Below are 13,023 nucleotides of genomic sequence, written 5' to 3'. Positions count from 1 at the left end.
CCATGAAACTAGCGGTATTTGATTTTGATTCAACTTTAATTCAGGTTGAGACTTTAGAGGTTTTGGCTCAAGCTTACAAAGCAGGCACAGAAATACAAACGATCACACAAAAAGCTATGGAGGGGAAAATGGATTTTTATGAAAGTTTGATGCACCGGGTGGCGTGTTTAAAAGGCATGGATTTTAAAGAAGCTAAAAATATTTGTGAAAACCTGCCTTTACAGCAGGGGGCTTATGAAGTGGTGGCGGGTTTACAGGCACGGGGTTATAAAGTGGTGTGTTTTAGTGGGGGCTTTACATTAGCCACCTCATTTTTTAAAGAGAAGTTAAAATTAGACGGGGATTTTAGCAACACTTTACATGTAGAAAAAGGGGTGTTAAATGGGCAAGTAAGTGGCCCGATGATGCGCGGGGATTCTAAATTTGAGTTTTTACAAAAATTACAAGGGCTTTTGGGGGTTAAGCAGACTTTAGTTGTCGGAGATGGGGCTAATGATATTGGCATGTTTGCCTTAGCTGATATAAGTATTGCCTTTAATGCAAAAGAAATTGTTAAAAAAGCGGCTAAGATCGTGGCGCAAACAACAGATTTACGCGAGATTTTAGAATATGTTTAGGGCTTGATATAGCCTAATTCCACTAAGGCATTGGCCATTTCTTTAAGAATAAACCCGTTTTTGCTCCCCCCGCCTCCATGTTCAACTAAAATGGTGATCACATATTTAGGTTTTTTATAAGGTAAAAAGGCGGTGATCCAAGCATGGGAGCGGTGTAAATACTCCATATCTTGTTCTTTAATACGGGTTTTAGTGCTTTGATCAATTTCTACAACCTGAGCCGTACCCGTCTTACAAGCCAAAGCCACCTTAACCCCTCGCGTGCTGTAATATGCCGTCCCCCCTTGTGTGCTACAAGCCTCATACATGCCCTGACGCAAGGCACTTAGTTTAGATTTTTGGAAAGTATTTAACACATCTTTAACGGGAAATTGGCCTTTTAAAAAAAAGTGGGGAGTGGGGAGCTTGCCTGAGGCAATTAAGGCGGTGTAATTAGCCACTTGTATAGGGGTGGTTAAAAAAGAACCCTGACCTATGGAGGTGATTAAAGTATCGCCCGTATTCCACACATCTCCAAATCGTTTCATTTTCCAGCTAGGATCGGGCAAGATTCCAACAAATTCATTGGGTAAATCTATCCCTGTTTTTTTCCCAAATCCCATTTGTCTTAAGGTTTTGGCTAGGTTTTCAATAGAAATATCTAAAGCAAATTTATAAAAATAAACATCTACAGACTCTTTAATAGCCTTGTATAAATTACTCTCTCCATGCCCTCCGGGTTTCCAGTCTCTAAACTTGCGTTTGCCCACCTCAATATAAGCGGGGGTGGGGATTTGCGTTTTCTCGGTGATAGGGAGGTATTCTAAAAAACTTAAAGCCGAACCCATTTTCACCACCGATCCGGGCGGATACAGCCCATTTATAAAGCGATTTAATAAAGGGTTATAAATATCCTCTTGTAGATTCTTCCAATTAGCTACACTAATGCCCCCGATAAACTCATTAAGGTTATATTCAGGATAACTACCGGCAGCTAAAATCTCTCCAGTGTGTATATCCATCACCACTAACGCCCCGCGTTTATCTACAAAAAGCGCATCGGCTCGTTGCTGCAAGCGTTTATCTAAACTTAGAATTAAATTATTATTTGTCTTTGGTTCTTGCTTTTTTAACACTTCTAATTCTTGATTAAGCGCATTGACACTTACAAGCTTATAACCCATCTCGCCTTGTAAAAGATCGTTATATTGCTTTTCTAAGCCTGTTTTGCCTATGGTGTGGGTGTATTGGCTTTTTGGATCGCTTTGTAAATCTTTGCTATCAGCTGCCCCTAAATACCCAATGACATGGGAGGCTAGGGTGTTATTAGGATAATGGCGTTTATTAGTTGCTGTGATATAAATTTGGGGGTTTAATAAAAGTTTAGGGTAGAGGGTTTGCATCTTATCATAGGGGACAAAATCTAAAATAGGGATTGTGTTATGGTTATAAAAAGAATTTTGGCGCTGGTAGTTTTCTAGGGCATCTTGAATATCTAGGGTAGGAAAATAATGCTGTAAAAATTCTAATTGGGTTTGTAGTGTGTCTTTTTTAAGAGAAGGGGCTAGAGAAATACTAAAACCTAATTCATTAATGGCAAGTAATTCGTGGCGTCTATCCATGATAAGCCCGCGCGTGGGGACTAGAATTTCTTTTTTAGTCATGTTGCGCAAAGCAAGCTGTTCAAAGTAATCATTGGTTTTAATGGTTAAAATGAAAATACGCAATAAAAGCACCGCCCACACAAAGGCCAAAAAACCCAAAGTCAAGCGGTGTCTAAGACTTTGCATAAATTCTCCACAACACAAACTCTACAACGCTACAAAAGAGGAGATAATCCCACATCTTTAAGGGGGTGTTATGCAAAGAAGAAAGCAAAGTGAAGTAGAGTACATAAATGGCTAGAATGTGAAAGGCGTTCCATAGAATGTGTTCTTGTAAAATACTTAGTAGGCGCTTGATTGCTAATTCCTCATAGAGGATAAAAAGCAAAATTAAAAACCCTAGAGGTTCTTGATGGATAGCCTCTAAAAGCAAAAGGCAGATAAAAATCCACACCACATAGCGATCTTGATGTTCTTTAGTTTCTCGTGTTTTATAAAGGATAAATAAAAATCCAATCAAGGGGGGCATGGTAGGATAGAGGCTACACAGGTTGCTATAAAGATAAAAACATAGGCCATAAAGAGAATAGGGGAGCGCTTGCATCATAAACCTAACAAAGCATGAATCACTCTTTGTTGGATACCCTTTAACGATCCAAATTTAGGGGATAGAGTTGCTATTTTTAGAGTGCTAACAAGCAAGTGTGGGGTTTTATCATAAAGGGCGTGTTGATCGTGGCTATTTAATTTATCAAACTTGGTATAAACACACATGATCTGTTGATCGGGTTTGATCACACTCTTTAAGAATTGTTGCAACGCTGTATCTATTTCTAAATTAGGGTGTCTAGAGTCTATGAGGTGTAAAAATAGTTTGATACTCACCCGTTGCTTTAAAAGGGTATATAAAAACCCCTCCCACTCTTGTTTTAAACTTTTAGAGACTTTGGCATACCCAAATCCGGGCAAATCCACACAGCCAAATTTAACCACCTCTTGATCTAATTGCCAAGTGGTGGTGAAGAAATTAGCCGTTTTAGTTTTACCCGGTGTGGCTGAACTTTTGGCAATCTTGCACTCTAAAAGCTGGTTAATAAAAGTACTTTTACCAACATTGCTACGGCCTAAAAACGCCACTTCAGCCATGTTAGCCGGCGGGCAATCTTGCAGACGCGTACTAGATCGCACAAAGTGGGTTTTTAAAACTTTAATGGGCATGTTTTTGCTTAGCTTTCTTAGCCTTCTGTTTTTTCTGTGTTTGTTGTACATCCTCCATATCAAAGACAAATCTAGCCGGCTTATCCTTGCTTCCTAGTACATCAGCATAGCCATGTTCTTTGCTTAAGATAATTTCCTCGCCCTTAACAGAGTTGACTTTACCTATTTCATTAACCACTGCATTTTGTAAGAGGCGGTATTCTTGTTTGAGGGCGTCATAAATCAACCGATCAGAATGCCCCTCAACTTCTCGCCCATCTTGGGTAAACAAATGAAACTTAACATCCCCGTAAGCTTCGTATCTAGTGGGTTGGCGCTTTTCATTGGTGTAAATAATTACTTTATTAGCTATAAGTGTATCTTTACCCTTTTTGATGTGTACATGCCCTTCAATAATGGTGGTTTTCTTTAAATCATTGGCTAAAAATTTATCCGCGGTAACTTCTAAAGTTTCTTTAATAGGCAAAGCAGAAACTAACCCCACAAGTAACAGATAACATAATAATCTTTTCAAAATTTAAAGCTTTGAGAGCGCGGGGTTTTTTGTGATCGCTCTGCGCTAGCTAGATTGATAATGGCATGGATACTTTGGGCTTTCAGGATTTTAGTGATGTGATCATAGGCGATATTTTGGCCGCTAAAATCCCCCTCTGGTGCGCTAAGTAAAAAATCACCCTGCCCTTGAAAAGTTTGCTTGCTGTGATCATAAACCCCTTTCTGACTCCAAAAACTTTCGTGGTTACTGGTGGTGTAGAGTACACCTTTTGGAAAATTATAGAGATTTTCATGCCGAATCAATTCCTCCCCTTTGGCATGTTCAAGCATCTGGTTTTTTGGATCAAATTTACTCAAAGTAAAATTATAGAGTACTTCATGATCGCTAAATTGCAAAGCTCTACTCCCCTTAATACTTAGATCCGTATCTATCGTGTTGGTTTGGAAGGCATCAAAGTTATGTAGTTCAATTTTGGCAAATTTTTTACTTGTGGGCATTGTATCTTTTTGTGGTCTAAGAAAAAATAAAATCAACCCCCCCATAGCAATGGCTAAACCGATAAAAAATAGCCATACAGAATTTAAGCGCACCTATTCACGCACCAAAATACTAGGTTTACCCAAATTCTTAGCATAGTCATTAGCTTCATCTTGGCTTTTAAAACCCTCAATAAAAACGCGATAAATGGGTCTATTATTTTTAATCCCCTGTACTACTTGGGTGGTGTAGCTCTTTTCTTTTAAACTCGCTTGTAAAGCCCTTTTTGCTTGGAGTGCTCCTTGTTGGCTTCTAAAAGCTCCCATTTGTAAAGAAAAATTGCCTCCGCTATAAGTTTTTTGACTCTCCCCTACTTTAAACTCTTGTTTGAGTACTGTAGCTTGCTTGTTTTGATCAAGTGATTGTTCATATTGCTTAGCAATTAGCCCTCCAAAGCCTAGCACCTCTAAACGCACCGGAGCGACCCCTTTGCCCACTAAAGCAATATCTCTAGCAGCAGCATTGGAAAGATCGATGATGCGATTAGCCACAAAGGGACCGCGATCATTAATGCGCACAATTGTACTTTTATTGTTATTTTTGTTAGTAACCTTGACAATAGTATTCATCGGTAAGGTCTTATTGGCCGCTGTATGGGCGTACATGTTATAAGTCTCCCCATTACTGGTACGCTTAGCATGGAAATTAGGGCCATACCAGCTAGCATAACCATCAAAGGTCTGCCCGACATTAACTCTAGTTGGATAATACATTTTCCCACCCACGCTATAAGGACGCATTGTAGCGCGTTGTATTGCCTCTGAATCGCGCATGCCCGCTGTCAAGCTAGTAGAAGAGGGAGTTATAGATTGAGGTTGTTTATTCTTTTTATGGCGGTGGAAGAAAGAGAAAAAGGAATGTTTATGAGAACGGGATTGCTCAGGCGATCCAAAATCTCTGGCGTCTTCATAAGCCCGCAAGCTTTCATGTTTACTAAAAATAGAGTGTGTAACCGGTGTACTCACTTGGGTACTTTTTGGCTTAGTACAACTCACCAGCGCGATACACAATGCTGCTAAAATGTAACTATCTTTCATCAAAACTCATTTTGTGCCACTTTTTTAGAGTGGTAGGACTTTTTAAGCACAGGGATCATGATCTGTTGGTTACGGCTTAAATAAGAACTTGTTAGATTATTAGCAGATTTGATCGCCGCAACACTTGTGTGGAATCTGCGGGCGATAGAATATAAAGTTTCTTTAGGTCTGACTTTATGCCTAATAAAAAGCGTGGCCACACCACTACCCGGCTTATAATGTTGCCTAAAATAGGCTAGATTCTCATAAGGGATATAGACCATACTAGAAGTTCCTGTGGGTAGAAAATTATAACGGAACTGGTGGTTGTAGGTTTTGAGTTCTGATAAAGAGAGGTGCGCACTTTTGGCTATCTCTGAGAGTAAAGTCCCCCCTTGTAACTCTAAACTCGCTAAGCTTTGTCTAGCGCCACGATTGAGTAAGTAGGCTTTGTGCCCTAGTGTATCTAAGTTATTAAAGGCAATGGCTAAACTCAAGATAGAGCGGATATAGTGGCGTGTTTCTTTAGGTAGAAATTTTTTATCCTCATCTAAAAGCACATTGATATTATCCGTGCCTGCTAGCATGACCGCCTCTTGTACTCTTCTAAGCCCATAATTATAAGCCATAGCCACTAAATACCATTGTTTGGTTTGTTTATAAAGCATGTGGAAGTAGCGAATTGCCGCTTGCGTACTTTTAATCGGATCGCGCCGTTCATCTAAATAACGCCCCACATGCAAACCTAGCATCTTAGCCGTCTCTGGCATGAGTTGCCAAATCCCTACAGCCTTCTTCACACTGCAAGCACGGGTAGAAAACTTAGACTCTGCCATAGCTAAAAATAAGAATTCTACGGGGATATTAGCCTGAATAAGCATGCTTTTAATGGTGGGAATAAAAATCCCATTGGCATCGTAGTGTTGTACTAATTTGCCAAAGGTTTGTTGTACACCCTCAAGGGTTTGTGTATTTTGTACACTTGTTAAAAACGCTACATCTACCCCAAAGGCATTTAAGGTTTTTAAACTCGTGTTATTGATAACAGATTGGGCATTAAGATTTGGTATTAAAAAAGTACAGCCAAGTAAAAGGATAAAAAACTTTTTTAAGGGTGGAGTCATTTAAGAAACCTTTGGTAAGCCAAAGAGAGTTTTGGCATTATGTGTAGTGGTTTTGGCAAGATCTTCTAAGTTAATGCAACACACCTCTGCTATTTTTTGCGCGATTAAAGGAATGTGGTGGGGTTCGTTGCGTTGGCCTCTAAAAGGGTGGGGTGTGAGATAGGGCGCATCGGTTTCTAATAACAAACGATTTAAAGGAATTTGAGGCAAAATGGCTACTAAGTTTTTGGCATTTTTAAAAGTTGCCACACCTCCGATCCCATAGTAAAACTGAGAGGAGAGTTTTAAAAGCAAGGGGTGGGCATTATAGCAGTGTAAAACCCCTTTGAGTTTTGGGTATTGTTTTAAAATCAAGTAGGCATCTTCGCTAGCCTCTCTAATGTGCACAATTAAGGGTTTTTCAAACTCTAAGGCTAGATCAATTTGTGTAATAAAAGTCTCTTTTTGGCGTGCTATTATTGTTTGATCGGGTGTTTCTAGGCGGTGATAATCTAACCCACACTCCCCCACAGCCACGCATTTAGGGTGTGTAATATGCTCTCTTAAAACATTTAGATCAAATTCTTCTAAGTCTAAGGGGTGTACTCCCACAGCAAAGTATAAATTCTGGTAGGTTTCACATAGATCAATAGCGCGTTTTAAATCCTTAGGACTAGCTGCAGGGATAATCGCTGTCTGTACTCCCACTTCTTGGGCACTTTGCAACACTTCTAAAAAATCTGCTTGGTAGGAGGGGTGATCTAAATGGCAATGGGTGTCCACAAGCTCCATATTTATTTCCTCTAATGATAATAAAAAAGCTCCATTGTACTATAATTTACGCGCCATATACATTAAAAACTAAAGGATTGAGGCGTGTTTAGTGGACTAATCCAAGAAATGGCTGTTGTAAACTCCTTTTCAGGCGATTTACTAGCGCTTAAAAGCCAGTATCGGCCTAAAATTGGGGATAGTATCGCTGTTAATGGGGCTTGCTTGACTGTGGTTGGGATTTTTCAAGGGGGTTTTTCTTTGCAGCTAAGTACGCACACACAACAAAGCATCGCGCTAGAAAATTATCGTCCGGGATCATTAGTGCATATAGAGCCAGCCTTAAGGGCTAGCGATCGCCTAGATGGGCATTTAGTACAAGGGCATGTTGATGGAATAGGCGTTGTACTAGGAAGTAAACCTGTGGGTAATCAAGTTTGTGTGCAAATTAAAGCCCCTACGCATATTTTAGAGTTATGCATTCCTAAGGGTTCTATTGCCATTGATGGGGTGAGTCTTACTCTTGCTAGCATAGAAACAGATTTTTTTGAATTAGTCATCATTGAACACACCTTTAAAAATACCCTCTTTGCTTCTTATCAAAAAGGACGGCGGGTTAATATTGAAAGCGATATGTTAGTGCGATCCATTGCTCATTTCTTGCGCCATACAAAAAATAGCGCTACAAGAAATATTGTTTCGTGGCAAGAGATGGATGCCTTGGTGATGGGTTATTAATGGGCATGCCAAAAGCTGTAGCGCTAGCCTATAATATTGAGCAAGATCATGCGCCAAAGGTTGTAGCTAGTGGCGTGGGTAGCATTGCAGAGGCCATTATGCAAAAAGCCAAAGCCTTTGATATTCCGCTTTTTTGTAACGAGACTCTGGTAGAATCTTTATTGCATTTACCGGTAGATCATGCAATTCCGCCTGAACTTTACCAAAGTGTGGTTGAGGTCTTTATCTGGCTACAGGATTTAGAAAAAGATCGCCAAATGAGTTATTAAATCAAAATTTCTTATTTTAGCTGTATAATGGCGCGGCTTCGTGTTTATAAATCTACATCAATAAGGAGTAAAATGCTACAGATTAGATGGCATGCAAGAGCTGGACAGGGGGCAGTTACGGGGGCTAAGGGTTTAGCCGATGTGGTGGCCACTACAGGCAAAGAAGTGCAAGGCTTTGCAGTCTATGGTTCGGCTAAAAGAGGGGCGGCGATGACGGCGTATAACCGGATTGATTCAGAGCCTATTTTAAACCATGAAAAATTCATGAATCCAGATTATGTCTTAGTGATTGATCCGGGGTTAACTTTTATTGCAAATATTACAGAAGATGAAAAAGAGGAAACCACTTACATTATCACCACCCACCTTTCTAAAGAAGAGTTATTAGAGAAAAAGCCTGATTTGGCTAACAAAAAACTCTACACGCTTAATTGCATTAAAATAGCGATGGATACAATCAAACGCCCCATTCCTAATACGCCTATGTTAGGGGCTTTGATGAAAGTTTCTGGCATGCTAGAGTTAGAGTTTTTTAAAAACACTTTCAAAGAAGTATTGGGTAAAAAGATGACTCAGGCTTTAATTGATGCTAACATGATGGCTATTGATCAAGCCTATCAACAAGTACAATAAAGGACTCCCATGAATAATTGGCAAGAATTTGCAATTGGTGCTGTACTCTTTCCCTTTGAAAAAGAAGGGCAGGAGGAATTAAACAAACATAACGATACGCGCAACTACACCCAAGAAAGTTCTTTTACAGCTAGCGTAGCCAATTGGCGTGTGGAAAAACCCGTGCATAATAAAGAAGTTTGTATTAATTGTTTTAATTGCTGGGTTTATTGCCCGGATGCCTCTATTCTATCTCGTGAGGGTAAAATGAGCGGGGTAGATTATGAGCACTGTAAGGGTTGTGGGGTGTGCGTAGATGTGTGCCCCACTAATCCTAAATCTTTGCTCATGTTTGATAATCTTGAACCCTTAGAGGAGGCGCTTACTAAGTGGCCGGAGAAAACACCGGGCATTAAAAAGAAGAGTTACCGTACAGAAGGGGGTTATAATGGCTTCTAGTTATCAAATGAATGCCGTAGAAGCTTGGGATGGTTGTACGGCTAGCGCGCATGCCCTGCGCCAAGCCCAAGTAGATGTTGTAGCGGCCTATCCTATCACTCCCTCCACACCCATTATCCAAAACTACGGCTCATTTAAAGACAATGGCTATATTGATGGCGAGTTTGTACTAGTTGAATCTGAGCATGCGGCTATGAGTGCATGCGTGGGGGCGGCTGCGGCTGGGGGGCGGGTAAGTACAGCTACTAGCTCACAAGGTTTTGCCTTAATGGTAGAGGTGCTTTATCAAGCCTCTGGTATGCGTTTACCTATTGTACTCAATGTGGCTAATCGCGCCCTAGCCTCTCCGCTTAATATCCACTGCGATCATTCAGATATGTATTTAGGACGCGATAGTGGTTGGATCAGCCTTTGTACCTGTAATCCCCAAGAAGTTTATGATTTTACGCTTATGGCCTTTAAACTAGCCGAACATGCAGAAGTGCGCGTACCTGTCATGGTGCACCAAGACGGATTTCTTTCTTCTCACACCGTGCAAAATGTACGCCCACTTAGCGATGCGGTTGCTTATAAATTTGTGGGGGATTATTTGAGTGTGCATTCTATGCTAGACTTTGATAAACCCGTTAGCTATGGGGCGCAGGCAGAAGAGGAGTGGCATTTTGAACACAAAGCTAAACTCCACCATGCCATTATGCACTCTAGCAGTGTTTTAGAAGAAATTTTTGGCAATTTTGCCAAGATCACCGGTCGCCAATACAATCTCATTGAAACCTTTGGAATAGAAGATGCGGAAGTGGTTATTTTTGCTTTAGGCACTACCTATGAATCTGCCATAGTAGCGGCTAAAAAAGCCCGCGAAAAAGGGGTTAAAGCCGGTGTAGTTACCACGCATTTACTACGCCCCTTCCCCTTTGAATTACTTGCTAATGCGCTTAAAAATGCTAAAGCGGTGGCTATCATGGATAAAAGCTCCCCTTCTGGTGCACTAGGTGCGCTCTTTAATGAGATTGCAGCCAGTTTATACCAAGCCCCCGGCTCCAAACACCCCGTGTTAAGTAATTATATTTATGGGCTAGGCGGGAGAGACTTAACCCAAGCTAATTTAGATTCTATCTTTGAGGCATTAGTGCAAGACGCTAAAAAAGGGGGGCTTACCCACCCCACCCAACAATTTATCGGACTTAATGGTCCTGAATTGTCTTATTTCTAAAAAGGAGAACACATGGTTAAAGAAGTCAAGACACTTAAGAGTTTTAGCCAAGCGGCTGAAAAGTTTGAAGGCTCACACCTTCTTTGTCCGGGTTGTGGGCATGGCATCATCATACGCGAGGTACTCAACGCCGTAGATGGACCTATTGTGCTGGGTAATTCTACGGGCTGTTTAGAAGTGTGCTCAGCGGTTTATCCCCACACTTCTTGGGATGTACCTTGGATTCATGTAGGGTTTGAAAATGGCTCTACAGCTGTATGTGGCGCAGAAAGCATGTATAAAGCTCTAGCTAGAAAAGGCAAATATACAGGGCAACGGCCTAAATTTGTGGCTTTTGGAGGCGATGGCGCAACTTATGATATTGGGTTTCAATTTATCAGTGGTTGTTTAGAACGCGGGCATGACATGACTTATATTTGTTTGGATAATGAAAACTACGCTAATACCGGCGGGCAAAGGAGTGGGAGTACGCCTATGGGAGCGAGCACAAGTACCACCCCCGCAGGCAAAGTCAGTTTTGGGAAAAAAGAGCGCAAAAAAGATCTACCCCTAATCATGGCCGCTCATGGCATTCCCTACACCGCTCAACTTGCCCCTAATAAGTGGAAAGACATGAATAAGAAAATTAAAACCGCGCTAGATACAGAAGGCCCATGTTTTATTAACGCGCTAAGTCCCTGTCCAACTGAGTGGAGATACCATTCCTCTTTAGCCATTGAAATGACAGATTTAGCGGTGGATTGTCTGATTTTCCCCCTCTTTGAAATTTTCCATGGCACAGAATTAAAAATCACCTACCGCCCGCGCAATATTTTGCCCGTGCGCGATTATTTAGGTGTGCAAAAACGATTTGCCCATTTATTTAAAAAAGAAAACGAACACATCATTGAAGCTTTACAAAAAGATGTAGACACCCGTTGGGAGTACTTACAACGACGCGAAGAAGCTAAGGTTTAAATGCTTGATCGCTATGCTAGGGAGGGGATGTTAGCCTTATGGAGTTTACAAAACAAATTTGACACTTATCTAAAGGTTGAAAAAGCCGTTGCTAGTGCGTGGTATCAACTAGGTTTGATGAGTGCTATAGATTGTGAAAAAATCCAAAAAGCATGGTTTAGTCTAGAGCGTATCCACGCCTTAGAGAAAATTACAAAACATGATGTGATAGCCTTTATTAATGCTGTGTGTGAGAATCTAGGCGATGAAGCGCGGTTTTTCCACTATGGCATCACCTCTAGCGATTGTATTGACACAGCTCTAGCCTTGCTGTTACAAGAAAGCCTTAAAATCATTCTAAACGATTTAGACGCGCTTTTAGCCGTACTTAAAAAGCGAGCTTACGAATTTAAAGACACGCTTATTATTGGCAGAAGCCATGGTATCCACGGTGAGCCTCTCTCTTTTGGGCTAGTGTGGGCGCTGTGGTTTGATGAAATGTGGCGGCATATGCAGTCTTTAAAAGTTGTGTTAGAGGAAGTGGGGGTTGGCATGATTAGTGGTGCAATGGGTAATTTGGCACATATCCCCTTAGAATTAGAGGAAATTACCTGTGCTTTGTTAGGCCTTAAAGTCGCCCCCATTACAAACCAAGTAGTTTCTAGAGATCGCCACGCTAAAATGATCAATGCCATAGCACTACTAGCTAGCAGTTGTGAGAAAGTTGTGATCAATATCCGCCACTACCAACGCACAGAAGTTTATGAGGCAGAGGAATATTTTAGTGAGGGGCAAAAGGGGAGTTCAGCCATGCCTCATAAACGCAATCCGGTGCTTAGTGAGAATATTACCGGTCTTTGCCGTGTGATTCGTGGGTATTGTATGCCTATGATGGAGAGTGTTGCACTCTGGCATGAGCGCGATATTAGCCATAGTTCAGTAGAGCGCTTTATTTTCCCGGATATTTTCACCACAACAGATTTTATGCTCGATCGCCTCACAACACTTTTAAAAAATTTAGTGGTTTATCCGGAGAATATGCAACAAAATTTAGAAAAAACGGGGGGGCTGATTTTTTCACAGCGGCTTTTGTTAGAGTTGCCTAAACTAGGTTTTAGTAAAGAGCAGAGTTATACTATCATTCAAGAAAACGCCGCTAAAGTTTGGAAAAGTTTACAACAAGGCAAACACACCCCAGATTGCTTTTTACACACGCTTTTAAAAGACCCCCGTTTAGAAAAAGTTGATCGTAGCTTTTTAAAGGAGTGTTTTGATACTAGCTATTATCTGAAAAATACAGATCAAATCTTTGCACGGGTTTTTGGTATTTGGTGAGATTCTATTACAATAGATATTTAATAAAAGGGTAGGCATGGCAATACAAATCACTAAGCTACAAGATCAAAAAGTAGATGCACTTGTAGCGTGCTATGAAAAAGTAGTCTACCCCCCCCC

The 13,023-nt window shown here is 40.9% G+C and carries 16 protein-coding genes; 8 read left to right on the top strand and 8 right to left on the bottom strand.

Features of this window, described 5'->3' with window-relative positions; all coding sequences use genetic code 11:
• Window positions 1–2 precede the first annotated feature (2 nt).
• Window positions 3–617, top strand: a complete 615-nt coding sequence (gene serB / locus G6Q06_RS03550; RefSeq protein ID WP_163565753.1) for a phosphoserine phosphatase SerB — start codon at window positions 3–5, stop codon at window positions 615–617.
• Here the strand turns inward: serB and mrdA are convergent.
• From mrdA to G6Q06_RS03510, 8 genes are all read right to left on the bottom strand, one after another.
• Window positions 614–2,386: a penicillin-binding protein 2 gene (gene mrdA / locus G6Q06_RS03545; protein ID WP_163565752.1), complete on the bottom strand. Its 1,773-nt coding sequence runs from the start codon at window positions 2,384–2,386 to the stop codon at window positions 614–616. The genes serB and mrdA overlap by 4 nt on opposite strands.
• A complete protein-coding gene (locus G6Q06_RS03540) occupies window positions 2,373–2,804 on the bottom strand; it encodes a hypothetical protein (protein WP_163533476.1) in 432 nt (143 codons plus the stop codon). The genes mrdA and G6Q06_RS03540 overlap by 14 nt, the downstream gene beginning before the upstream one ends.
• Window positions 2,804–3,418, bottom strand: coding sequence for a ribosome biogenesis GTP-binding protein YihA/YsxC (yihA, locus tag G6Q06_RS03535; RefSeq protein WP_205426689.1), 615 nt, complete (start codon window positions 3,416–3,418; stop codon window positions 2,804–2,806). Before yihA ends, G6Q06_RS03540 begins: the two co-directional genes overlap by 1 nt.
• Window positions 3,408–3,935 (bottom strand): lipopolysaccharide transport periplasmic protein LptA, encoded by a 528-nt coding sequence (gene lptA / locus G6Q06_RS03530; RefSeq protein WP_163564188.1) that lies wholly within the window; start codon window positions 3,933–3,935, stop codon window positions 3,408–3,410. Before lptA ends, yihA begins: the two co-directional genes overlap by 11 nt.
• Window positions 3,929–4,504, bottom strand: a complete 576-nt coding sequence (locus G6Q06_RS03525; RefSeq protein ID WP_163564049.1) for a hypothetical protein — start codon at window positions 4,502–4,504, stop codon at window positions 3,929–3,931. The genes lptA and G6Q06_RS03525 overlap by 7 nt, the downstream gene beginning before the upstream one ends.
• Window positions 4,505–5,416, bottom strand: a complete 912-nt coding sequence (locus tag G6Q06_RS03520) for a septal ring lytic transglycosylase RlpA family protein (RefSeq protein ID WP_163565796.1) — start codon at window positions 5,414–5,416, stop codon at window positions 4,505–4,507. It abuts the gene before it with no gap.
• Window positions 5,417–5,487: 71 nt separating this feature from the next.
• The gene (locus G6Q06_RS03515) at window positions 5,488–6,591 is read right to left on the bottom strand and encodes a lytic transglycosylase domain-containing protein (RefSeq protein WP_163565751.1); all 1,104 of its coding nucleotides are present in this window, start codon (window positions 6,589–6,591) and stop codon (window positions 5,488–5,490) included.
• On the bottom strand, window positions 6,592–7,362 hold the full coding sequence (locus G6Q06_RS03510; protein ID WP_205435848.1) for a TatD family hydrolase: 771 nt from the start codon (window positions 7,360–7,362) through the stop codon (window positions 6,592–6,594).
• An 84-nt stretch (window positions 7,363–7,446) separates the two neighbouring features.
• On the opposite strand from G6Q06_RS03510, the gene ribE reads away from it, so the two are divergent.
• The 7 genes from ribE to purB all read left to right on the top strand — a co-directional run bounded on the left by ribE (window position 7,447) and on the right by purB (window position 12,903).
• Window positions 7,447–8,079, top strand: a complete 633-nt coding sequence (ribE, locus tag G6Q06_RS03505) for a riboflavin synthase (RefSeq protein ID WP_163565750.1) — start codon at window positions 7,447–7,449, stop codon at window positions 8,077–8,079.
• Complete coding sequence (locus G6Q06_RS03500; RefSeq protein ID WP_205426699.1) at window positions 8,079–8,348, top strand: EscU/YscU/HrcU family type III secretion system export apparatus switch protein; 270 nt, start codon at window positions 8,079–8,081, stop codon at window positions 8,346–8,348. The genes ribE and G6Q06_RS03500 overlap by 1 nt, the downstream gene beginning before the upstream one ends.
• 72 nt (window positions 8,349–8,420) lie before the next feature.
• Window positions 8,421–8,981, top strand: coding sequence for a pyruvate flavodoxin oxidoreductase subunit gamma (locus G6Q06_RS03495; RefSeq protein ID WP_163533472.1), 561 nt, complete (start codon window positions 8,421–8,423; stop codon window positions 8,979–8,981).
• Window positions 8,982–8,990: 9 nt separating this feature from the next.
• Window positions 8,991–9,419 (top strand): 4Fe-4S dicluster-binding protein, encoded by a 429-nt coding sequence (locus G6Q06_RS03490; RefSeq protein ID WP_163533471.1) that lies wholly within the window; start codon window positions 8,991–8,993, stop codon window positions 9,417–9,419.
• Window positions 9,409–10,632 carry a 2-oxoacid:ferredoxin oxidoreductase subunit alpha gene (locus G6Q06_RS03485; protein WP_163565749.1) on the top strand — a complete coding sequence of 408 codons (1,224 nt, stop codon included), beginning with the start codon at window positions 9,409–9,411 and terminating at the stop codon, window positions 10,630–10,632. Before G6Q06_RS03490 ends, G6Q06_RS03485 begins: the two co-directional genes overlap by 11 nt.
• Before the next feature lie 12 nt (window positions 10,633–10,644).
• Window positions 10,645–11,589, top strand: coding sequence for a thiamine pyrophosphate-dependent enzyme (locus G6Q06_RS03480; protein ID WP_163533469.1), 945 nt, complete (start codon window positions 10,645–10,647; stop codon window positions 11,587–11,589).
• Window positions 11,590–12,903 carry an adenylosuccinate lyase gene (gene purB, locus G6Q06_RS03475; protein WP_163565748.1) on the top strand — a complete coding sequence of 438 codons (1,314 nt, stop codon included), beginning with the start codon at window positions 11,590–11,592 and terminating at the stop codon, window positions 12,901–12,903.
• Window positions 12,904–13,023 lie beyond the last annotated feature (120 nt).

This window comes from Helicobacter suis, assembly GCF_902196135.1.
Lineage (GTDB): Bacteria > Campylobacterota > Campylobacteria > Campylobacterales > Helicobacteraceae > Helicobacter > Helicobacter suis_A.
This window is presented reverse-complemented; position numbering and strand designations above follow the sequence as displayed.